The sequence below is a fragment of the Rudaea sp. genome (assembly GCF_057139185.1).
In genome coordinates this window covers 94,195-115,928 of sequence record NZ_DBNHDN010000014.1, presented here as the reverse complement: position 1 = coordinate 115,928, position 21,734 = coordinate 94,195, and the positions used below count along the sequence as shown (strand labels likewise).

The window sequence follows — 21,734 nt, the reverse complement described above, 5'->3', positions numbered from 1 at the left end:
GGCTGCGATGGTAGCAGTTGCGGCGGCCTCATCGCGCCGCGCGGGTCTCAGCCACGATGGTAGGGGTGGTTGCCGAGCAGACTCGCCGCACGATAAAGCTGCTCGGCGATCAGGATGCGCACGAGCGGATGCGGCAGCGTCGCCGGACCGAGCGACCAGCACTGGTTCGCGCGCTCCCGCACGGCGGGCGCAAGCCCCTCGGGACCGCCGACGAGAAAGGCGATATCGCGCCCGCCCATGCGCCAGCGCGCGAGCTGCTCGGCCAATTGTTCGCTGCTGTATTGCTTGCCGCGGCCGTCGAGCGCGATCGCGTTGACGCCTTTGGCTAGCGCCGCGAGCATCAGCGTACCCTCGTCGGCGATCACGCGCGCCGCGTCGTTCGTGCGCCCGCGCAATTTGCTCGTGACCTCCACGAGCTGCAGCGGCAACTCGTGGGAGAGGCGTTTGACATATTCGTTGTAGCCCGCGGTGACCCACGAAGGCATCTTCTCGCCGACGGCGATCAGGGTGGCGCGCATGGCTGCTCCGCTGGATGCGGCGCGCTGCCCGTCATTCGCCCAGGCCCGGCAACCCGGCTCAACCGGCGATCGCCGCCCGCGTCATGTCGTCGCCCACCGTCCACAACCGCTCCAGGCCGTAGAACTCGCGCACGCGCGGCAGCATGACATGGACGACGATATCGCCGAGATCGACGAGCACCCATTCGGCCTCGCGCTGGCCCTCGACGCCGAGCGGCGGCATGCCGGCCAGCTTGGCGAACTTGACCACTTCATCGGCCAGCGACTTGACGTGGCGCGTCGAAGTGCCGCTCGCGACGATCAGATGATCGGCGATCGAGGTCTTGCCGCGCACGTCGATCTCCTGCACGTTCTGCGCCTTGAGGTTGTCGAGCGCATCGAGCACGCGCACACGCAACAATTCGACGGGGTCGGTGGGAAGCTGGGGCTTTTTCGGTTTCGGTGCCGAAACTTTTTTCGGCTTCGCCGCGGCGACTTTCTTCGCGGGCTTCTTCACCACCTTGCTCGTCGTTTTCACGGCGGCTTTTTTTGCGGTGGATTTCGCTGCGGCGCGTTTCGCCGCGGGTTTCGCGCCAGCCGTCTTGCGCGGCGCGCGGGTCGCTGGAGTTTTGGTCGGAGTAGGCAAAAACGTGTCACCTCGGTCGAATGCACAGGCGGCACGAAGGTCCGCGCGGCCAGAATATACGCCGATTTGGCGGCGAGGGAAGTGTCGGCCGGACGACGGTCCGGCAGGGGTTCAGCCCTTGCGTCGATACGGGGCAAGGATGGCCGGATCGGCCAGCAACGCCTCGGGAACCAGCCAGCGCGGCTCGCGTCCAGCGGCGAGCAGCGCGCGCACCTGGCTCGCGGAAATGTCCAGCGGCGTGACCGGAATGCTGAGCACCTTGCCGGCCGGCACCGCCTGCAACTCGCGTGGCGAACGCGCACGGCGCGGCACCGCTTCGCCGATCAGTTCGCCCGACCAAGGCTCGGTACGGCCGGGCCGGGTCAACATGACGATGTGTGCGAGGCGGAACAGCTGGCGCCATTCGCGCCAGGTCGGCAGTGAGCCAAACGCGTCGGCACCGACGAGCAGGACCAGCGGCTGCGCCTCGCCGAACTCGGCGCGCAGGCCACGCAGCGTGTCGACCGTGTACGAGGCACCTTCGCGGCGCAGCTCGCGCGTGTCGACGACGAGGCGCGGTTGGCCCGCGAGCGCGCGCTCGAGCATGTCCACGCGCTGCGTGGCCGTGGCGAGCGGCGCGGGTTTGTGCGGCGGCACGTGCGCGGGCATCAGGCGCACCTGCGCATCGAGCGTCTCGGCCGCCTCCCAGGCAACGCGCAGGTGGCCGTTGTGCACGGGGTCGAATGTGCCGCCGAGGATGGCGATCGGCCTGCCGTTCATCCGATCTTCGCCAGCAGCCCGGCGCGCGGCTGCGCGATCGCGACGAGCAGGCGTTCGAGTTCGAGCCAGGCATCGCCGGCACCGCGGCCCTTGCCGATGCGGTCGACGCGACCGGCCTGGATCAGGCACGCATCCCAGTGCCTGCGTTCGGCACGCGACAACGCTTTTTTGTAGATCGCCTCGCGCGCCGGCCAGATACGTTCGGCCTTGAACGCGGCGGCCTGATTGCCACGCGCGTTCGCCAAACGCGTGAGCAGTTGCAACTGGTTGAGCAGCCAGCCGAGCAGGCCGACGACCTGTTCGCCTTCGGCACGCAGCCCGGCGAGGATGCGCAGCGCACGCGCGGCATCGCCCGCGAGCGCCGCGTCGGCGAGCTTGAACACGTCGAAGCGCGCGCTGTCGGCGACGAGATCCTCAAGCGTGGCCGCATCCAGCGGCTTGTCGCCCTGGAGCAGGGTGAGCTTGTCGATTTCCTGCGCGGCGGCGAGCAGGTTGCCCTCAATGCGTTCGGCCAGCGCCTCGATCGCCTCGCGCGTGGGTTTGAGCCCGCGCGCGGCCATGCGCTGCGCGATCCAGTCGGGCAATTCGTTCGGCTTGAGCGGCCACAGCGGCACGAACACGCCAGCCTTCTCGGCCGCGGCAACCCAACTCGTTTCGTGCGCCTTCGACCATTGCGTCGCGGTGATCAGCAGCACCGTGTCGGGCGGCGGGTTTTCGCAGTACTCGATGATCGCGGCGCTGCCTTCCTTGCCGGGTTTGCCGGTCGGAATGCGCAGGTCGATCAGCTTGCGCGTGGCGAACAGACTCATCGCGCTCGCGCTTTGCACAAGCTGGTTCCAGTCGAAATTCGCGTCTGCGTCGAGCACCTCGCGCTCGACGTAGCCCAGCTCGCGCGCGCGCGCGCGCAGCGCGTCGGCGGCTTCGAGCAGAAGCAGATGTTCTTCGCCCGCGAGCAGGTAGACGGGCTTGAGTTCGCCCGTCGCGAGTTGCTTGCGCAGCGCCGGCGGCGGTGTGGGCATGTTCCCGGGCGCGAAACTACTTCGCCAGACGCCGCTCGACCGAATCGATCTTGCGCATCACGGCCTGGGCCATGTCGCGCTCCATCTCGCGGCGGATCACGTCCTGCTGCGCGCCTGCGCCGGCAGCCTGGGTCTGGTCGAAGGTGTAGCTGCGCGTCTGCTCGATCGGCTGCTTTTCGAGCACGGTCTTGCCTGTTCCATCGACGATCTCGAGATCGACGTGGTAGACCATGTTGAACTCGTTCACGCGTGCGTTGGCACCGACCGAGCCAACCAGGGTCTGTACGCCGACCTGGGTCATGCGGATTTCACCGACACCCTCGCCGGGTGCGGGCGCGATCGTGGCTCCGGCGCGCCGCATCGCATCCTCGACGCTGTGCCTGAGCGGGCCGGTATCGGAGCTGGTCACGACCACGCGCTGCAGGCTCGGCGCGAGCTTGACTTCGCCGCGCAGGTGGAAGCCGCAGGCGGCAAGCAAAGCCGCGGCGAATACGGCGAAGAAACGAACGATCCTCTGCATGCGCTTCATCCTACGACAATATTCACGATCTTGCCCGGCACGATGATGATCTTCTTCACCGCCTGCCCGGCGACAAACCTGGCCACGCCCTCATCGGCAAGAGCCGCTTTTTCGATTTCCTCGCGCGCCGCGTTGACCGCGACTTCGATCTGGCCGCGCAGCTTGCCGCTAACCTGGACCGCAAGCGTGACCGCGTCCTTCGTCAACGCGGCGGGGTCGGCCTTCGGCCACGCCGCGTTGATGACCGCTCCGGTCCGGCCGAGCGCGCTCCACATCGCATGACAGATGTGCGGCGTGATCGGGTTGAGCATCAGCACGATCGCCTCGAACGCCTCGTGGCGCACGGCGCGACCCTGATCGCTTGCGTCGTCGAACTTGCCGAGCGCGTTGAGCAGCTCCATCAGCGCCGCAATGGCGGTGTTGAACGAAAGGCGGCGGCCGTAGTCGTCGCCGACCTTGGCAATCGTCTCGTGGACCTGCCGGCGCAGCGTTTTTTGCGCGGCATCGAGCGCGGCCGGGTTGACCTCGGGATGATCGGGCCGGGCAACGTGCGCGTGCAGGTCACGCCACAGGCGGCGCAGGAAACGCGCCATGCCCTCGACGCCGGCCTCGCTCCAGACCATCGACTGCTCGGGCGGCGCGGCGAACATCGAGAACAGACGCACCGTGTCTGCGCCGTACTTCGACACCATGATCTGCGGATCGACACCGTTGTTCTTCGACTTCGACATCTTCTCGACGCCGCCGATCGACACCGGCTTGCCGTCGGCCTTGAGGACCGCGCCGACGATGCGCGCCTTGTCGTCGCGCTGCACTTCGACGTCGGCGGGGTTGAACCAGTGCTTGCCGCTCGCGTCCTCGCGGTAGAACGTCTCGGCAATCACCATGCCCTGGCTGAGCTGGTGCACGACCGGTTCGTCACTGACGAGCATGCCTTCGTCGCGCATCAGGCGGTGATAGAAACGGAAGTACAGCAGGTGCAGGATCGCATGCTCGATGCCGCCGATGTACATGTCGACCGGCAGCCAATGGTTCGCGCGCCCGTCGACCATCGTCGTCGCCTGCGGCGAGGTATAGCGCGCGTAGTACCAGCTCGACTCCATGAAGGTGTCGAACGTGTCGGTCTCGCGCTCGGCCGGGCCGCCGCATTGCGGGCAACTGGTTTTGCGCCACTGCGGATCGGCCTTGATCGGCGATTGCACGCCCATGAACTGCACGTCTTCGGGCAGCACCACCGGCAGTTGATCCTCCGGCACCGGCACCGCATCGCACTTCGCGCAGTAGACGATCGGGATCGGACAGCCCCAGTAGCGCTGGCGCGAGACGCCCCAGTCGCGCAGGCGGTAGTTGATGCGCTTGGTGCCCTTGCCTTCGCGCGACAACTTGTCGGCGAGCCAGTCGAACGCCTCGCGGTAGTTCTTGCCGTCGAGTTCGCCGGAGTTCACCACCGTACCGTATTCGGTGTACGCGCCTTCGGTGATGATCCTGTTTTCGAATTCCTCGACGATGGAAAGCGCGCTCGGCGCTTCGACCACGTCGATCGCGCGGCTTTGGCCGAGCGCGGCGGACATGGGATCCTGGTTGCCTTCGGCTTCGCGGCCGAGTTCACGGATCGCATCGCGCACAGCGTCGCTGACGATGACCATCTTGATCAGCAGGTCGTACTTGGTCGCGAATTCCCAATCGCGTTCGTCGTGACCCGGCACGGCCATCACCGCGCCGGTGCCATAGCCCATCAGCACGAAGTTCGCCGCCCAGATCGGCAGCTTCTCGCCGCTGAGCGGATGGATCGCATGCAGACCGGTGTCCACGCCCTTCTTCTCGGCGGTTTCGACTACAGCCTCGGAGGCGGCAACGTGGCGGCATTCCTCGATGAACGCCGCCAGCTTCGGATTGTTCTTCGCCGCCTTCAGCGCAAGCGGGTGTTCGGGCGCGATCGAGACGAAGCTGACGCCCATCAGCGTGTCGGGACGCGTCGTGAACACGGTCAAGGGCTCGCTCTCGCCGTCGACGCCGAAGTGGATTTCCAGGCCTTCCGAGCGCCCGATCCAGTTGCGTTGCATGGTCTTGACCGCATCGGGCCAGCCGGGCAGCGTGTCCAGGCCGCCGAGCAGTTGATCGGCGTAATCGGTGATCTTGAGGAACCACTGTGGAATCTCGCGCCGTTCGACCAGGGCGCCCGTGCGCCAACCACGGCCATCGATGACCTGTTCGTTGGCGAGCACCGTCTGGTCGACCGGATCCCAGTTCACGACGGAATTCTTGCGGTAGGCCAGGCCCTTCTTGAACAGACGCACGAACATGCGCTGCTCGTGCACGTAGTAGTCCGGACGGCAGGTGGCGAATTCGCGCGACCAGTCGATCGCGTAGCCCATCGTCTGCAACTGCGCGCGCATGTGCTCGATGTTGGCGTAGGTCCACTTCGCCGGCGCGGTATTGTTCTTGATCGCCGCGTTTTCCGCCGGCAGACCGAACGCGTCCCAGCCCATCGGCTGCAGTACGTTCTTGCCAAGCATGCGCTGGTAGCGGCTGATCACGTCGCCGATCGTGTAGTTGCGCACATGGCCCATGTGCAGCGCGCCCGACGGATACGGCAGCATCGACAGGCAGAAATACTTCGGCCTGGCCGGATCTTCCTTGACCTCGAACGCCTTCGTCTCGTTCCAGTATTTCTGCGCGGCGGCTTCGACGGCAGCGGGATCGTAGATGTTTTCTTGTTCTTGCATGATCAATCGCGGGAAAGGCGCGTGCACGCGCCGTTGGGAGACCGCGCAGGGTAGCGCACAGAGACGCCGGGCGCCATTGCCGACGATGCGTCCGCCCCGGCCGCGGCGATCGTGTCGATGTCGATTTTTCGCGTTTGCGCGCTATTCTGGCGTTATGCTGAACCTGCGACTGCCCGCCCTGATCGCTCTTGCCTGCATGGCCGCCACCAACGCCACCGCCGAGCCGCCCGCGAAACCGCTCGCCGAAAAGATAGTCGTGCTCGGCCATCGCGGTGCGAGCGCGCTGCGCCCGGAACACACCCTTGCCTCCTATGGTCAGGCGATCGCGGACGGCGCCGATTTCGTCGAACCCGACCTGGTCATGACCCGCGACGGCGTCCTCATCGCCCGTCACGAGAACGAGATTTCGGGGACAACCGACGTTGCCAAGCATGCCGAATTCGCCGCGCGCGCGACAACCAGGATCATCGACGGCCAGCCCATCACCGGTTGGTTCACCGAAGACTTCACCCTAGCCGAACTGAAAACCCTGCGCGCACGCGAACGCCTGCCCGAGCTGCGCCCCGGCAATGTGAAGTTCGACGGCCGATTCACCGTGCCGACCTTCGACGAGATCATCGACTTCGTCGCCGCCGAAGCGAAAAAGCGCGGCCGCCTCGTCGGCATCTATCCCGAGATCAAGCATTCGACCTACTTCCGCGGCATCGGCCTGCCGATGGAAGACGCCGTGCTCGCCGCGATCCGCAAGCACGCCTACGCCGCGAAGACCGCACCGCTGTTCGTCCAGTCGTTCGAGATCGGCAACCTCAAGTACCTGCGCGGCAAGCTCGGCGACCTGCCGAACGTCAAGTTGATCCAGTTGCTCGGCGAGGCGAAGGAACGGCCCTACGACGCCGTGGCCGCCGGACAAGCGCTGACCTACGCGCAGATGATGCAGCCACAGGGCCTGGCCGAAATCGCTAAATACGCCGACGCGATCGGCCCGAACAAACTGTCGGTGATTCCGCGCACGGCCGACGGCAGGCTCGGCACGCCGACCACGCTCGTCGCCGACGCGCACGCGGCGAAGCTGCTCGTCCACCCCTGGACGTTCCGCCCCGAGAACCATTTCCTGCCGACCAACCTGCGCGCACCGGGCACCCCGGCCACGCGCAACGATGCCGGCCTCATCGCCGAGATCCGCGCCTACCTCAACGCCGGCATCGACGGTTTCTTCACCGACGATCCGGCCCTGGGGCGCAGGGCGTTGAAAGGGTGAGTAGTTGCGCTCTGGCGGCGTAACGCGCTCTGCGCACCCCCACGCCTTCTTCTTGACCCACGAACGCAGCATTCCCGGTCGATTCAATACGGCATGGCGCTTGCTTGAGGGAAATACCGCGGGCGACCGGCAAATACCTCCGCGGGCAGTGCCGACCGAAAGTCTTGTCTTGTAATCATTGCCAGGCTTTCCGGAAGCGTTGTATATGACGTCGGGCGACGCTCGTTTTCCGGCCCGTTTTGCGCAATCCCACCACCAACCGAAGAGGGCATCTGCAATGTCAACAACGATAGTAACGACTTGCAACTGTGGCGGCACCCGCGTCATGGACAGCGGCGGGCATGATGGCGGCGGCACCCACGTCATGGACAGCGGCGGCCACGACGGGGGCGGAACACACGTCGAGCTCGACGTGGCTTCGCTTCTGGCTTTGGGGGCCGACAAGGACGCCGTATTGGCCTCTGCCAAAGCGCTGGCGGCACTCGCTGCTGGAGAGGCTTACCTCAATGCATCGATGCGGTTCGGACAAAGGCATCAAGAGCTGAAGCAGAAATTGGAGGCCATTGGCCTGGGGCTTATCCAGGAAGCCGCAAACGCGGGCCGCATCAGGTTCTAGGTGCGCCGACTTGCAAACGCGCAAGTATCCAGCCGAACTTCATCTTTCGCGCCGCCCGTTCGAGATTCGCACGCGCCCCGGCAACTGTCGGGGCGCCGACAACCTCCTGGGCTTGCAGTTGCGTCAATTGCGCTTCGAGAACATAGGCACCCCAATGCCGTCTTTCCGCATCGGCGCCAAGATCCTTGGCCTTGTCCGCCGCTTGGCGCGGCGACAACGATAGTCTCGCCAACGTAAGGTCGGTCAAGAAGATTTCACGCTGCACGTTGACTCTTTCTTTCGATTTCAGCACCTCGGCAAGCAATTGATCGCGTTCTCGCGTGCGGCCAAGCTGTGAATAACAATCCGCAAGAATTGTGCGTACATTGATCTCGGTCGTGGCGCTCATGCCGCTATCCGCGGCCGCTACGGTTTTGCCCAATCGATCTACCGCTGCCTGACAATTGCCCTGGACCAGTTCGATTTTCGCCAACTCGCCATCGATCTGCACAGACAAATCGTAGTTGTTGTGCGCAAGAGGCTTTGCCTCGTTGAAAATGGCGACGGCTTCCGCCACCTGACCAAGCCCAAGAACAATCCGCGCACACGAAACCAGAGCACTGGCGGAAACGAACGGGTCGCTCAGCGCCTTCAATTTCCCGCGAACCTCCGTGCAGAGCGCGGCGGCCTGCTCGATGTCGCCGCGCACGTACAAAGCGGTGGCATAGTCGGACTGGGCGCGGACCTCCTGCGTGGCAGCACCCATGCGCCGGTCCAATTCGATTGCATGACGAAAGTGCTCCAGCACCTCGTCGTCCGCATTTTGATCCAGCAGGTAGCTGGCAAGAGCAGCTTCACTCCAACCCTCGCCCTTCACGTCGCCGGTTTCCCTGCGGATACGCAACGACTGGCGCGCCGCGACTTCGGCCGCATCCCTGTCGCCATCATTCCACAGCAACACGCCCAGGTTCGCGTATACCAGGGCAATTCCACGTTGGTCACCTATGCGTTTATACAAATTCAGGGCACGCGTGTATTCCGCCCGCGCCTCTTCGCGATGATTGATGTCGTCCTCGATATTCGCCAAGTTCAACCTAGCCCGCGCTTCTGTGCGCGGGTTGTTCAATTTCTGAACTTCCGGCATGAGTTCTTTCAGGCTGGCTATCGCCTCGTCGTTCTTGCCAAGAATGTTTTTTGCACTCGCCAGGAGGATTTCGGCTTCGACAGCCAGCGCCGGGTGATTGTGCACCCGTGCCAGCTTCAGGCTGCTCTCGGCAAACGCGGCCTGACTCTGCGCGTCACCCTTCCGATACGCGATGTTGGCAGCCTCGATGTCGATGCGTGGATTTTCCGCGTTTCCCGGGAATCTTCGCCAATCGGCGAGAACTGCTTCCGCTCTGGCGAGGTCCCCGGCCTGCTCCAGATCGGTAATCTGCGCGAAGAGATGTTCGGGGTCCGCAGGTTCGAGGGCCACGATCTTGTCGTCGAACTCCAGAGCAGCTTTCCAGTCCCCTTTCTGGATGGCCACTTCCCGGCCTATCCGCAATCGGAGCACCTCGGGGAGACCTTCGCTGTTCGCCGCAGCCTGCTCGGCCGCGGAGAGAGCCTTGGCGTCGTATCCAAGCGCTTTCCAGGCCTGTGCGAGATACAGACGAGCGGGCGCATAACCCGGCGCTTGAGCAATCGCCACGAGCAGAACGTCGCGTGCGCGCGCTGGATCGCTTTCGCGAAGCGCCTGCAGCGCTTGGCCCATCAACTTGGCGATATCCGTACTCTGGGGCAACGCCTTGGCTGTCTGCGCCTGCTCCACCGCCGGCACCGCGCCCAAATCGAGCTGGGCACGCAGCTTTTCGCTGGCGCTGCTGATGAGACCCGGCAGATCCGCGAGCACACCCGACTGGACGCTGCGTGCACGGGCAACGCCGCTGCGCGCATCCTGTACGGTTATGTCCAGGCGCAATGCGGAGTCGTTGGAATTGCCGTTGACGAAGTATCTGCCGCTGAGAACATAGTCCGCGTTGAGCCGTTGGCGCAGGGTGGCGAGCGTGGCCGGTGTGTAACCGCCTGCCCCTGGATCGGACAAATCCGCGCTCGCGCTGCGCACCAACCCGTCCGGCAGGATATGCAGCTGACCACCGAGACCCAGTTCGGTGGCGAGCATTTGCGCAAGCGCCGGTGAAACCCAGGCGGCATCCTTGTTCTGTGTCAGATTGTTGAAATCGACAATGGCCAATGTGGCATCGGTGACGGCGACGGAACGCCATCTGCGCTCATGGACGACGAATGCGACCGCGGCCAGAGCAACCAAAGCCGCAGCGACGATCACCGTTGCATTGAAGCGATGCCGGCGCAGGAATTTGTAACCACGATAAAACACATGATCGCGGCGCGCCGCGATCGGCTTGCCGTCGAGATAGTTGCGCACGTCGGCAGCGAATGCGGCGACGTCGGCGTAGCGCCGCTCGGGCTGCGCGCGCAGCGCGGTCAGCATGATCGTGTCGAGGTCGCCGCGCAGACTGCCGCGCGGAACCGGCAGCGTTGCCGGAGCGAGGCGGCTGGGCGTGGCCGGATCGGTCGCACGGATGATGCCGAGCACCGCGCCGGCATCCGGCGCGGTGGAGAAGTCATGGGCCAGGCGCCCGGTCAGCAGTTCGTAGAGCACGCCACCGAGCGCGTACACATCGGCCGCAGGCGTGACGGGTTCACCCGCAATCTGCTCGGGCGCGGCGTAGGCCGGCGTCATCGGCCTGCCGCCTCCGGCGCGGGTCAGCGTGACCACGGGTTCTTCGTCGTGCTGCAGCACCTTGGCGATGCCGAAGTCGAGCAATTTGACCGTGCCGGCCGCGGTCACGAGCACGTTCGACGGCTTCAGGTCGCGATGCACGACGTGGCGTTCGTGCGCGAATTGCACCGCCGCACAGATCTCCAGGAACAGGCGTAACCGCGTCTCCAGATCCGCGTTCGACTGGCTGCAGTAGTCGAGTAGCGGCTGGCCCTCGACGTGCTCCATCGCGAAGTACGGCCGCCCATCCGCGGTAATGCCGCCGTCGAGCAAGTGCGCGATGTTCGAATGGTCGAGGCGGGCGAGAATCTGCCGCTCGCGCAGGAAACGCTGCAGGACGGCTTCGGTATCCATGCCGCGCTTGATCAGTTTCAACGCCGCGCTCTGGTGGAATTGGCCGTCGGCCCGCTCGGCCAACCAGACCACGCCCATTCCACCGGCGCCAAGGCGCCTGACCAGTCGCCAGGGCCCGATACGGCTATCGATGGCTTCGCTGTCGCGCTCGAGCGCCGCGCGAGCCGCGGCGAATTGCTTCTGCGCGACCGTCTTCGCATCGAGCGCGCCGGCCCCGGGACGGCCGGACTCCTGCGAATCGAGCATCGAAACAACGACGCCGCGCAGTTCGGCATCGTCGCCGCAGAGAGTACTCAGCAGCGGTTCGCGCTCCGACGTCGGCACATCGAGCAGCTGCTCGAAAATATCGCCCGCGAGTTGCCAGCGCCGGGTGTCCATCGATGTCATCCGCAACGCCATGAAAACGCTGCCCGCAAAGCCTGCACGCGTTCGCGCAGGCCATCGCCACAGCGGGCAAAAGCGGATGAAGCCCCCATCGTCACGGCACCCGATGCAGTATCCTCGCCGCGACTATAGAACCGGCATCGACGACTCTCAAGAGACAGGCGCGGCAGATGCGGCGGTGCAGATGGATTGCCTCGGCAACAACCGCTAGCATGCCGCGACATTCCTGGAGCCCCCCCATGCGCCTGTTGCCGATCGCCGCCGCCATCGCGTCCACGCTTGCCCTTTGCCCTCCCGTCGCCGCAACCGACCCGGCCGCAGCGGCGCCCGAGATCCGAACGATCCACTGCGCCCGCCTGATCGACACCGACGCGGGCAAGCTGCTCGGCGAATCGACCATCGTGGTCGAAGGCGCGCGCATCAAGGCAGTGCGCTCAGGCAACGCCGACGTGGCCGGCGCGAAACAGCGCATCGACCTGCCGACGAGCACCTGCCTGCCCGGCCTGATCGACAGCCACGTGCACCTGACGATGGAATTCGGCCCGACCACCTACAGCGACAAGTTCCGCCTCAACATCGCCGACTTCGCGATCCGCGGCACGGTGTACGCGAAGCGCACGCTCGACGCCGGCTTCACCACCGTGCGCAATCTCGCCGACATCGACGGCGAGTCGATCGCGCTGCGCAATGCGGTCAACGCCGGCACCATTCCCGGTCCGCGCATCTTCACCGCGGGCAAGGCGATCGGATCCACCGGCGGCCATGCCGATCCCACCGACGGCTATCGCAACGACCTCGCCGGCGATCCTGGCCCGAAGGACGGCATCATCAATTCGCCGGAAGATGCGTGGAAAGCCGTGCGCCAGCATTACAAGGACGGCGCCGACGCGATCAAGATCATGCCCTCGGGAGGCGTGCTCGACGAAAGCACCAGCGTCGACAACGCGCAAATGACGATCGAGGAGATCAAGGCCGTGGTCGCCGCCGCGCACGACTACGGCTTCACCGTTGCCGCGCATGCGCACGGTGCCGAGGCAATTCGTCGCGCGATCCTCGGCGGCGTCGACTCGATCGAGCACGGCACCTACATGGACGACGCCGACATGAAGCTGATGAAGGAGCACGGCACCTGGCTCGTGCCGACGATCATCGCCGGCAAGACCGCCGAGGAACAGGCGAAAATTCCCGGTCGTTATCCGCCGCAGGTCGCGACCAAGGCGCTGCTCGTCGGACCGATCATCCAGACCACGGCGGGCAAGGCGTACAAGGCCGGTGTCAAGATCGCCTTCGGCACCGACGCCGGGGTGTATCCGCACGGCCAGAACGCCCGCGAGTTCCAGTACATGGTCGATGCCGGCATGCCGCCGATGTTCGTGATCCAGGCGGCAACCACGCACGCGGCGCGGTTGCTGAAGAAGGAGAAGGATCTCGGCAGCATCACGCCCGGAAAATTCGCCGACGTGATCGCAGTCGATGGCAACCCGCTCGACGACGTCGCGCTGCTGCAGAAAGTCCGCTTCGTGATGAAGGCGGGCGAACAGTTCAAGTAACACGCCCAAAGCAGACGCGGACCCCGCTCCGGTTGTTCCGCCCGCATCGCGCTTGTCGGCGCCGACCGCGAACAGGATCTGTCAGTCCGCCGCACCAAACGACGTAACTCCCGGAACAGGCAATCGGGTCGATCTGTCCGTCGACCCTCACCAACCCGGAGAGACTCGCGTGAGCATTTCCATCCCGACACCCGAAACATCCAGACAATCCTGGCGCAACGCCTTGCTCGCCGCTGTCGCGAGCGCCGTGCTGGGCACTGTGTCCGCCCATGCGGAAGGCGGCTGCCCGCCCGGCTACCGGCCGGACCCGAACTACAACCCCAATTCTCCCGTCGCTCACACACACCCGCAGCGTTGCGTTCAGGCGCCCCTGCCGACGGCGAAATTCGCCGGCACGCCCAATCCCGCCTTCGACCATGCAAGAAAACCGCCTGTGTCGAAGCCGCACTACGAAGTCGCGCCGCACGTGGGACCCATCGGCCCCGGACCGATCGAATCCTCCGGTGGTGTCAGCAGCGGAGCCCACGCCTTCCGGCCGACCGGAACGGCGGCGATCAATTCGCAACCAAATCCATCCGCAAAGGTCGCGTTGAACCCGCAACCGATCCCGCCGGGGCGCACGCTGCGACGCGTGCCACAACCGGGGGCCCCGATCGAGAAGACGATCGGCCACTGACCCGTTTCGCTCGCGGCGCAGAAATCCACCATCGCGCCTGCGCGGGAAGTCCGCACCGCACGCTCCGGCGTCACCGTGCGGCCGCGCAGCGCGTGCGCCGGGACATGTCCCGCCGCGGTGTCAGCAACTCGCGCCGGACGACGTAACCATGGATACAGTTTCAAAACCCGATGGAGAAACCGATGCTGCACAAATTCCTGTCTTCGCTCGCCCCGCTTCTGCTTGCATCGAGCGTTGCGCTCCTCGCGCCGCCGGCAAGCGCCGCCGTTGCCGTGCCGAGCTATCCCAACGCCGTCAACAAGAACCCGGAACTACCGCGCGGCTCGCCGATGTTCCAGCTGGAAACCGCCGATGCGGCAAGCGCGGTCGATGCCTGGTACGGCGCGCACCTGCCGAAAAGCTGCACGCACCAGACCGCGCAAGGCGGCGCGAAGTATGCCTGCCCGAACGCGAGCATCATGATCACGCCACACGACGGCAAGACGTTGATCACGCACATGTCGCCGATGGGCGGCATGTTCGGCCACTGAATCCCGACACCTGCCGCGAGGACACACCATGATACCGAAACGTCTGCTCGTCGCCCTGGCACTGGCTGCAACTCTTGTTGCGGGCTGCTCGAAAAGTCCGGCGATTGCCGTCCCGGCAGCGGCGAACGCCCACCCGACCGTAGCCGAGACGGCGCGGGACGGCGCCGTGGCAAACGCCGCCAAAGGCGGCGCGCCGACCCCGTGCGAGACCGATTTTTCCGCACGCGATGCCGCCGAGATTCTCACCGGCTCCACGGCGCTGAACCGCTATTCGATGAGCGCGGCGCTTGGCGAACCCGAAAACGGTTGCGAGATGGGCGACGAAAACGCCCTGATCGATTTTTCGATACGTACGCGCCCGCAGCTCACGCGCGGCGGCAACCAAGCCCTGTTCGAGTCGGAGACGAAATACGGCAAGGGCGTACATGCCTGTGCGGGTGTCGGCGACCGCTGCGCTTGGTTCGACGTGACCGACTCCAATATCCCCGGCAGAAGCGAGTTCCGAACCATCGCACTCAAAGGCGAAATGTTGTGCATGGTGGAACTGCACTTCAAGCAGGGTCCGCAAGGCGATAAAGCGATCACGCCCGCGCGCGGCGAGGAGTTGGCGAAAAAGCTCGGCATGTTGTGCAACAAGTCGTTCGCCGTGCGCGGCGGCTGAGCGCCGGACATGACCCGCTCCGCCCGCCGCATCGCGATGGTTCTTGCCGTATTGCTCGCGACTCCGCTCGCGGCGCGCGCCGATGTTTCCGTCGGCGCAGGTTCGACCCTGCATTTCGCTGACGCCAAGGTCGATTTCGGCTGCGGCAGGCTCGGCGTCAACGGCACCGCCGACGCCACCGCTGCCACGCTCTCCGACCTTGCGAGTTTCTCGCTCGTCGGCGGCACGTTCGCGCTCGGTTCCGGCACGCTCTCGCTCGGCGGCGATTTTTCCAATGCCGGCGCGTTCGCGGCGGACACCGGCACCGTCGCCGTCGGCGACGCCTGTGCCGGCGGCAGTTCGATCTTCAACGGCGCGAATACGTTCTACGCGCTCTCGATCGCAACGAGCGCCGGCAAGCAGGTGATCTTTCCGGTCGGTCTCGCGCAAAGCGTCGAGCATGCGCTGATTCTGCAAGGCGCCCCCGGCCGGCTACTGCGCATCACCAGCGCGAGCGCGGGCCGGCAAGGCGTGCTCGCGCTCGCCGCGGGTGCGACGCAGACCGTCGCCTATGTCGATGCACGCGACAACCTCGCCAGCGTGACGCCGATCGCACCGGGCGCGCCGTCGCTGTACCAGTCGATCGACGGCGGCGATCTCACCCACTGGTTCGACGCCGTCGGCGGCGGAGCGGCGGGCGGCACCGCCGTGCCCGCACCCTTGCTCGGCCGCTGCGCTCTGCTGCTGCTCGCCGCGCTGCTCGCCGCATCCGACGCGCGACGGCGCATCGCCCAGGCCGCAACGAACCGAGATCGACGACCGCAGCGCCGCAGTGCCGATCCGCTCGACATCGACGACAGGAAAATCCCATGACCTTGCGCACCCGTCCATTCGCGTTCGCCATCGCCGCGTTTCTCGCCGCAGACGCAACGGTCGCGCTTGCCGCCGATGTGATCGTGCAACCCGCCGCCGGCAGCGGCTTCGTCGTCACCGACGCGAGCGGTACGAACGAACGCCTGCGCGTGCAGGAATCCGGTGCGGTCACGCTGCCGGGCGTACCCGGCGCGACCACACAATCCACGGCGCTGTGCATGAACGGCACCGGTTTGCTCGGACCGTGCACTGGCGGCGGTTCGCCCGCGGGCTATTCCGCCGGCACGGGGCTGGCGTTGTCGGGCTCCACGTTCTCCGTCGCACCGACATACCAGTTACCCCAGACCTGCGCGACGAACCAGGTGCCCCAGTGGAGCGGCGCCGCTTGGGGTTGCGTCGCGCTGCCGGGCGCGGGAAGCGCATTCACGTTGCCCTACGCGGCAACGATCAGCGACGGCGCGGCAGCCTTCGCGATCACGAATGACGGCGGCGATGCGCTCGACGGCTTCACCAGCCAACTGCACAACAGCGGCGTGTATGGCCTCAACACCGGCGGCGGCAAGGGCGTGTTCGGCGTCGGCAATTCCGGCAACGGCGTCGAAGGCGCCAGCACGAGCGGCAGCGGCGTGAAGGGCGTCGCGGCGGGCAGGAGCGGGCAATCGGGCGCCGCCGGCGTGTGGGGCGACAGCCACGACTACTATGGCGTATGGGGTACGAGTGCAACCTTCCACGGCGTGCACGGCGACAGCGATTCGCAGTCCGGCGTGTTCGGTGGCAGCAACACCGGCGCGGGCGTGTGGGGCGAAAGCAAAAACTACGACGCCATCCACGGCCATACCAGCAATCCTGCCGGCACCACCAGCGGCGTGGCCGGGTTCGGCGACGGCAAGAACAACGGCGTCGCCGGCATCAGCACGAGCGGCAGCGGCGTATTCGGCACCAGCGCCGGCGCCGGCATCTGGGGCGAGAGCACCGGCTACGACGCCATCCACGGCCACACCAGCAATCCCGCCGGCAACACCAGCGGCGTGGCCGGATTCGGCGACGGCTACAACAACGGCATCGCCGGCATCAGCGCGAACGGCAACGGGGTATTCGGCACGACCCAGACCGGACCCGGCATTTACGGGCACAGCGACTCCGGCTACGGCATGGCGACGGACGGCCCGGTGCAGCAGGCGCGCAGCCAGAACGGCTGGGTCAAGGCGATGGTGCACGCAAAACCGGTCAATCTCGGCGGCAGCGGCATCATCAGCTGTTTCAATTCGCAGTTGCCGGCAGACCAGGCCAGCGTCCCGCCTTGCGGTTTCACTTACGGCGAGCCGACCACCGGACTCGTCACCATCGACTTCGGCTTCCGCGTCGACGACCGGTTCTATGCGGCCACCCCGATGACTCAGGACTACTCGGTCGCGGTAGGCCCGCAATCGACCAACGTGATCGGCCTGTCCTTCAGCCATTACGTGCTCAATTGCACCACCGACTACAGCAAGTATCCGCCGAAGACGACGTGCTCCATCGACAACATCGGCCGCGACGACGGCGAGTTCGACCTGATCGTGTTCTGAAAACCGGGTTCCACACACTTAACGACAAGCGGAGAGCCGGCATGGTCCAAATCGACATTCGCCCGCGGCGATCGATCGCACCGAGCTGTGCGAACAGCCAACGCGAGACCTTCCCATGAACACCGCCGCACCCGCACCGGCTTCGCGCCCGCCTTCGACCCTCAAGCGCGACCTGGTCTGGCTGATCGCGCTCGTGCTCGCCTTCCTGCTCGGTTATCTGGTCGCGCTGCTGATGCGGCCGCCGCTCACGCCGCCGCTATGTCCGCCGCCGGCAGCGGGAGCATCGCCTGCGGGCAGCGGCGGAGCAGGCGGGGGAGCCGGGGGCGCAGGCGGCGGCAGTCCGGGCGCGCCGGGCAGCCCCGCGAAACTCGGCGCCAAGGGCGGCGGCGACGGCAGCGTGATCGGCACGGCCGGCACGACGAGCGGCGGCGGCGCACCGGCGAAAATCGGCGGCAGCGGCAACGGCAACGGCGAAGTCTCTGGCGGAGGCAATCTCAGCGCGAGCGGCACCACGGTTTCGAGCGGCGGCGACGGCAGCGTTTCCGGCGGTGGCGGCGATCTCGACCTGAGCGGTGGCGGCGGCGGCAAGCTCAAGCTCCCCACCGACCCGGACCGAACTGCCACCGACGCCGACAAAGCCAAACCCATCGCCGGCAACGGCGCCGTGCCGCCGGGCGGCGAAGCCGGCGACGAGGCACTCGACGACATGCCCGACATGAAACTGCCACCGGGCCAACCCGGCAGCCGCATGCTCGCCGCGCGCGATTTCCGCTACGACCGCAGCAACCTGCCGCATTACGCGGGCGGCGTCGACAAGATCGCGAGCGCAATGGCAATTCCGCCCGGCGGTACAGTCGCCGACGGCAACACCACCGTCGCCGAGATCGTGACGAACGATGCGCCCGAAGCGGTCGCCGCGTGGTATCGCGCGCAATTGCCGCAGGACCAGTGGCAGATGCAGGCCGCGCCGTCCGCGGCGGAAGTCGATCAGAACATCGCGCAGACCGACAAGCCCGCCGCCGACTTCGACCAGCTCGCGAAAGACATGGAGAAGACCCAACAACCCGGCGGCGGCGGCCAGGCGGCGGCAATGGCAATCCTGATGAAAGGCATGATGGCCGGCCAGCATAGTGCGAACGGCGATGCCGGCATCCAGGGCACGCCGCTCGACAGCATGTTCGGCAAGATCGCCAACATGCAGTTGCGCGGCGCGCAGGAAGGTTTGAACAGGATGCGCGAAGCGCATCTGACGATGTTCCAGTCGACCGACCGCGCGCACGACTCGCGCATGATCCTGATCCTGCGCGATGCGAAAACCGGCAAGACCGCCGTGGTCATCATGAAGAAGGCGACGCAGGCGTGAACGCCGGCGTGTCGACGCAACCGCGCCGGGCGCAGCGCGTTGTGCGAATCGCCGGTGCATTCGCAGCGACGCTGTGCGTGCTGGCGGGATGCGGCTCGCACGCGCCTGCGCCGCCGGGCGCAGCTACGCAGGCAGCGCAGGCCGCGGCCGCGTGGGACGGCTTTGTCGCGGGCGCGCCGGTCGTCGTCGGACATGCGCTCAAGCTCGGCGATCTTTCGCCGACCGAGTTGAAATACGGCATCGCGCCGAAGCGCGTGCCCGGTGTCGTCTACCAGGACAATATCGTCCTGCTCGAAAACGGCGACAAGCTCGTGCGCGCCGCCGCGAGCGACGGCATCGGCTGGACGCTCGACGCGAGTGATGCGCACGTCGCCGCGCTCAAGACCGGCGACGTCGTCTTCGCCACGAGCCGCTGTGTCGGCCGCGTACTGTCGGTCGCGCGCGAAGGCAACGAAGTGAAATTGCTGCTCGGACCGGTGCAGATCACCGACCTCGTCAAGCAGGGCAATTTCAGCTACGAGCAGCCGCTCGACCTGCATTCGCTCGTGGTCTATTCGGTGCCGGACTATCCCGGCGCGCCGAACTCGGCCGCGGCCAACCAGATGTCCCAGGACGGACAAACCGCGATCGGCGACGCCGGCATGTGGCGGCATGCCGACTACTACGTGGTCGAACCGAACGGCGCCTGGACGCCGTTGCCGGCGATCGGACGGGACGGCACCGCGGCGCGCTTTATCCACACCGACGTACCGGTGCCCGGCGTGCCGGGCACGGCCTTTCCGGGCGCGCCGCCCGGCTTCGGCGACATCGCCGCGCAGGCACCGCCGCCGACGGTCGACATGGTCAACGGCATGCAGATGTACGCGTGCTCGTTCGATTGCGGCGGCCTCGGCCTGAAGCTGTACCAGAAGAAGGCCGGCGTGCAGGTATGGATCAACGCGATCTTCCACCTGCAAAGCCCGACACTGGTTTTTCATCTGAGCATCAACTCGGGCGCGGTCAACGCGCATGTCGAATTGCGCGGCGGCGTCGGCTTCTCGCTCGGCTTCGATGCGCTGGCCGCGCAGGACATGCAGGCCAACCTCAAGGAGATCGGCGTCGTGCCGGTCGACCTCACGATTCCGCTCGGCGGCATGGGCGTGCCGCTGACCGCGATGTTCCAGCAGAGCCTCAACCTCGGCAGCGGCTTCAGCGCGAAGACTTCCGTGCTGCACGCGGTCGGCGACTTCAGCGCGAGCGGCGCGATCCTGATGGACTACGTCAACGGCCGCTGGAACATCCCGCCGCTGCAGATGACGCTGAAGAACAACCTCGCCGCGGCGGTCAGCGGTGTCTCGGTCGGCATCAACTCGCTCGTGTTCGCGATCGACCAGCGCCTGCTCGTCGGCGTCGGTGCGCTCGGCTTCGCGGCCGGTCCTTACGTCAACCTGGTCTCGAGCATCACCGCGCTGAAGCAGGCATCGCAGGCGGTCGACTGCCGCCAGGGCACGTTCGGCATGCAGCTCGGCGGCGGCATCGGCTATGCGATTCCGAAGGTCGTTGCCAAGGTGATCAATTTCTTCCTCGGTCTCGTGCACGTCGATCCGGTGCCCGCTTCGGGCTTCATCGTGCGCCTCAAGGACATGATCCCGCTGGTCGACCTGAGACAGCAGATTCCCGAGGGTTGCGCCGGAAAATGACCGTCCATTCCTTGTCACGCCCCGGCGCCATTCGACGTAACCTTGGATGACGCCGACATCGCAAGCATTGCAGCACGGCACAGCCTCCGTCTCCATCGGGTGATCCACATGATCGATTTCAGAACAGGACAAATCCTCGGCCTGCTCGCGCGTACGACACCGTTCCTGCTCCTGCGCCTCGTCGTCTACATCGGCATCACGCTCGCCTACATCCTCGCGGTCGGCGTCGGCGGCGGCCTCGGCGCGCTGTTCGGCAAGATCGGCGGCAGCGGCGCGGGCGGCGGCGCGTTCGGCGGTCTGCTCGGCTTCGGCATCGTCAGCGGCCTGCTGTGGTGGGCGCGCGAATACCTGCTCTACCTGGTCAAGGCCGGGCACATCGCCGTGCTCGTCGAATTGATGGACGGCAAGCCGGTTCCCGGCGGCAAGGGTCAGATCGACTACGCGAGCGGCATCGTCAAGCAACACTTCACCACGTCGTCGATGCTGTTCGGCTTGAACCAGCTGATCCGCGGCATCCTGAAAGCGTTCAACCGATTGACGTTGAGCATCGCATCGATGCTGCCGATTCCCGGCCTCGATGCCGTGGTCAAACTCATCGACGCGATCATCAACACCGGCTTGAGCCATCTCGACCAGGTCATCCTTGCGCAGATCCTGCGCGCGCGCGACGGCAACCCATGGGCGGTCGCGCGCGACTGCACCGTGCTCTATGCGCAGAACGCGAAGGGCGCCCTCAAGAATGCCGTGTTCCTGACCTTCCTGGTCTGGGGCCTGACCCTGCTGATTCTCTTCCTCGTCGCCGCGCCGATCGCCACTGCAGTCGGCCTGTTCCACGTGCACGCCGGATTCGTCACCTTTCTGCTCGCCGTGATCGCCGCGCTGAGCCTGAAGGCTGCGCTGATCGATCCATTCGCCACCGTCGCGCTGATCCAGGTCTACGACAAGATCACGCAAGGGCAGACGCCGAATCCCCAATGGAGCGCGAAACTCGAATCGATGTCGGCGAAGTTCCGCGAGCTGACGCAGAAGGCGCGCGAATTCGGCGCGCCGGCCACGCCGGCCGATGCCGCCTTGCCGCCGCCCGCCGCGGCGGACCGGGGCTGATCCGGGACTTCATCGCCCGATGCGGGCGGCTCGCGCCGGTGCACGTATCGATCACGGACCGATGCGACCTTCGTCGAAGCGCGCGATCGAAGCGGGATGGCCAGCCGCCCACGACGCCGCGGCACAAGGGACGACTCGATGCCGTGCGCGCGGCAGCCGGCCGTTCGCCGACGACCTCGTCGAAGCGCCCGCGGGCAACCCAGATACGTCG

Annotated in this window: 18 protein-coding genes; 11 read left to right on the top strand and 7 right to left on the bottom strand. The window is 66.1% G+C overall.

The window, feature by feature from the left end:
* Window positions 1–47 precede the first annotated feature (47 nt).
* The 6 genes from rlmH to leuS all read right to left on the bottom strand — a co-directional run bounded on the left by rlmH (window position 48) and on the right by leuS (window position 6,170).
* Complete coding sequence (gene rlmH, locus AC16HO_RS05795; protein ID WP_395642927.1) at window positions 48–518, bottom strand: 23S rRNA (pseudouridine(1915)-N(3))-methyltransferase RlmH; 471 nt, start codon at window positions 516–518, stop codon at window positions 48–50.
* Window positions 519–576: 58 nt separating this feature from the next.
* Window positions 577–918, bottom strand: coding sequence for a ribosome silencing factor (rsfS, locus tag AC16HO_RS05790; protein WP_395643050.1), 342 nt, complete (start codon window positions 916–918; stop codon window positions 577–579).
* A 336-nt stretch (window positions 919–1,254) separates the two neighbouring features.
* On the bottom strand, window positions 1,255–1,902 hold the full coding sequence (nadD, locus tag AC16HO_RS05785) for a nicotinate-nucleotide adenylyltransferase (protein WP_395642928.1): 648 nt from the start codon (window positions 1,900–1,902) through the stop codon (window positions 1,255–1,257).
* Window positions 1,899–2,921, bottom strand: coding sequence for a DNA polymerase III subunit delta (gene holA / locus AC16HO_RS05780; RefSeq protein WP_395642929.1), 1,023 nt, complete (start codon window positions 2,919–2,921; stop codon window positions 1,899–1,901). The genes nadD and holA overlap by 4 nt, the downstream gene beginning before the upstream one ends.
* 16 nt (window positions 2,922–2,937) lie before the next feature.
* Entirely contained in the window at window positions 2,938–3,441 is a 504-nt protein-coding gene (locus tag AC16HO_RS05775) for an LPS-assembly lipoprotein LptE (RefSeq protein ID WP_395642930.1), read from the bottom strand.
* Window positions 3,442–3,446: 5 nt separating this feature from the next.
* Entirely contained in the window at window positions 3,447–6,170 is a 2,724-nt protein-coding gene (leuS, locus tag AC16HO_RS05770; RefSeq protein WP_395643051.1) for a leucine--tRNA ligase, read from the bottom strand.
* Window positions 6,171–6,363: 193 nt separating this feature from the next.
* Here leuS and AC16HO_RS05765 point away from each other — a divergent pair, with 193 nt between their 5' ends.
* On the top strand, window positions 6,364–7,425 hold the full coding sequence (locus AC16HO_RS05765; RefSeq protein WP_484335335.1) for a glycerophosphodiester phosphodiesterase: 1,062 nt from the start codon (window positions 6,364–6,366) through the stop codon (window positions 7,423–7,425).
* A gap of 277 nt (window positions 7,426–7,702) precedes the next feature.
* On the top strand, window positions 7,703–8,041 hold the full coding sequence (locus AC16HO_RS05760; protein ID WP_484335334.1) for a hypothetical protein: 339 nt from the start codon (window positions 7,703–7,705) through the stop codon (window positions 8,039–8,041).
* Here the strand turns inward: AC16HO_RS05760 and AC16HO_RS05755 are convergent.
* Window positions 8,031–11,534, bottom strand: coding sequence for a protein kinase domain-containing protein (locus tag AC16HO_RS05755; protein WP_395642933.1), 3,504 nt, complete (start codon window positions 11,532–11,534; stop codon window positions 8,031–8,033). The genes AC16HO_RS05760 and AC16HO_RS05755 overlap by 11 nt on opposite strands.
* A gap of 245 nt (window positions 11,535–11,779) precedes the next feature.
* Here AC16HO_RS05755 and AC16HO_RS05750 point away from each other — a divergent pair, with 245 nt between their 5' ends.
* The 9 genes from AC16HO_RS05750 (at window position 11,780) to AC16HO_RS05710 (ending at window position 21,523) form a co-directional block, all read left to right on the top strand.
* Entirely contained in the window at window positions 11,780–13,090 is a 1,311-nt protein-coding gene (locus AC16HO_RS05750; RefSeq protein ID WP_395642935.1) for a metal-dependent hydrolase family protein, read from the top strand.
* A gap of 169 nt (window positions 13,091–13,259) precedes the next feature.
* On the top strand, window positions 13,260–13,766 hold the full coding sequence (locus AC16HO_RS05745) for a hypothetical protein (protein WP_395642936.1): 507 nt from the start codon (window positions 13,260–13,262) through the stop codon (window positions 13,764–13,766).
* A gap of 182 nt (window positions 13,767–13,948) precedes the next feature.
* On the top strand, window positions 13,949–14,296 hold the full coding sequence (locus tag AC16HO_RS05740) for a hypothetical protein (RefSeq protein ID WP_395642937.1): 348 nt from the start codon (window positions 13,949–13,951) through the stop codon (window positions 14,294–14,296).
* 28 nt (window positions 14,297–14,324) lie between these two features.
* Window positions 14,325–14,957, top strand: coding sequence for a hypothetical protein (locus AC16HO_RS05735; protein WP_395642938.1), 633 nt, complete (start codon window positions 14,325–14,327; stop codon window positions 14,955–14,957).
* A gap of 9 nt (window positions 14,958–14,966) precedes the next feature.
* On the top strand, window positions 14,967–15,809 hold the full coding sequence (locus AC16HO_RS05730; RefSeq protein ID WP_395642939.1) for a hypothetical protein: 843 nt from the start codon (window positions 14,967–14,969) through the stop codon (window positions 15,807–15,809).
* On the top strand, window positions 15,806–17,377 hold the full coding sequence (locus AC16HO_RS05725) for a hypothetical protein (protein WP_395642940.1): 1,572 nt from the start codon (window positions 15,806–15,808) through the stop codon (window positions 17,375–17,377). The genes AC16HO_RS05730 and AC16HO_RS05725 overlap by 4 nt, the downstream gene beginning before the upstream one ends.
* Window positions 17,378–17,492: 115 nt before the next feature.
* Entirely contained in the window at window positions 17,493–18,740 is a 1,248-nt protein-coding gene (locus tag AC16HO_RS05720; protein WP_395642941.1) for a hypothetical protein, read from the top strand.
* Window positions 18,737–20,419, top strand: coding sequence for a hypothetical protein (locus AC16HO_RS05715; RefSeq protein ID WP_395642942.1), 1,683 nt, complete (start codon window positions 18,737–18,739; stop codon window positions 20,417–20,419). Before AC16HO_RS05720 ends, AC16HO_RS05715 begins: the two co-directional genes overlap by 4 nt.
* Before the next feature lie 108 nt (window positions 20,420–20,527).
* The gene (locus tag AC16HO_RS05710) at window positions 20,528–21,523 is read left to right on the top strand and encodes a hypothetical protein (RefSeq protein WP_395642943.1); all 996 of its coding nucleotides are present in this window, start codon (window positions 20,528–20,530) and stop codon (window positions 21,521–21,523) included.
* Window positions 21,524–21,734: the final 211 nt, after the last annotated feature.

Excerpts from the sequence above, each read along its gene's own strand:
- rlmH (WP_395642927.1), bottom strand. The coding sequence starts at position 518 with ATGCGCGCCACCCTGATCGCCGTCGGCGAGAAGATGCCTTCGTGGGTC.
- AC16HO_RS05710 (WP_395642943.1), top strand. The coding sequence starts at position 20,528 with ATGATCGATTTCAGAACAGGACAAATCCTCGGCCTGCTCGCGCGTACG.
- AC16HO_RS05720 (WP_395642941.1), top strand. The coding sequence starts at position 17,493 with ATGAACACCGCCGCACCCGCACCGGCTTCGCGCCCGCCTTCGACCCTC.
- AC16HO_RS05765 (WP_484335335.1), top strand. The coding sequence starts at position 6,364 with ATGGCCGCCACCAACGCCACCGCCGAGCCGCCCGCGAAACCGCTCGCC.
- AC16HO_RS05775 (WP_395642930.1), bottom strand. The coding sequence starts at position 3,441 with ATGCAGAGGATCGTTCGTTTCTTCGCCGTATTCGCCGCGGCTTTGCTT.
- AC16HO_RS05725 (WP_395642940.1), top strand. The coding sequence starts at position 15,806 with ATGACCTTGCGCACCCGTCCATTCGCGTTCGCCATCGCCGCGTTTCTC.
- AC16HO_RS05760 (WP_484335334.1), top strand. The coding sequence starts at position 7,703 with ATGTCAACAACGATAGTAACGACTTGCAACTGTGGCGGCACCCGCGTC.
- AC16HO_RS05740 (WP_395642937.1), top strand. The coding sequence starts at position 13,949 with ATGCTGCACAAATTCCTGTCTTCGCTCGCCCCGCTTCTGCTTGCATCG.
- AC16HO_RS05750 (WP_395642935.1), top strand. The coding sequence starts at position 11,780 with ATGCGCCTGTTGCCGATCGCCGCCGCCATCGCGTCCACGCTTGCCCTT.
- AC16HO_RS05755 (WP_395642933.1), bottom strand. The coding sequence starts at position 11,534 with ATGGACACCCGGCGCTGGCAACTCGCGGGCGATATTTTCGAGCAGCTG.
- holA (WP_395642929.1), bottom strand. The coding sequence starts at position 2,921 with ATGCCCACACCGCCGCCGGCGCTGCGCAAGCAACTCGCGACGGGCGAA.
- AC16HO_RS05730 (WP_395642939.1), top strand. The coding sequence starts at position 14,967 with ATGACCCGCTCCGCCCGCCGCATCGCGATGGTTCTTGCCGTATTGCTC.
- AC16HO_RS05735 (WP_395642938.1), top strand. The coding sequence starts at position 14,325 with ATGATACCGAAACGTCTGCTCGTCGCCCTGGCACTGGCTGCAACTCTT.
- nadD (WP_395642928.1), bottom strand. The coding sequence starts at position 1,902 with ATGAACGGCAGGCCGATCGCCATCCTCGGCGGCACATTCGACCCCGTG.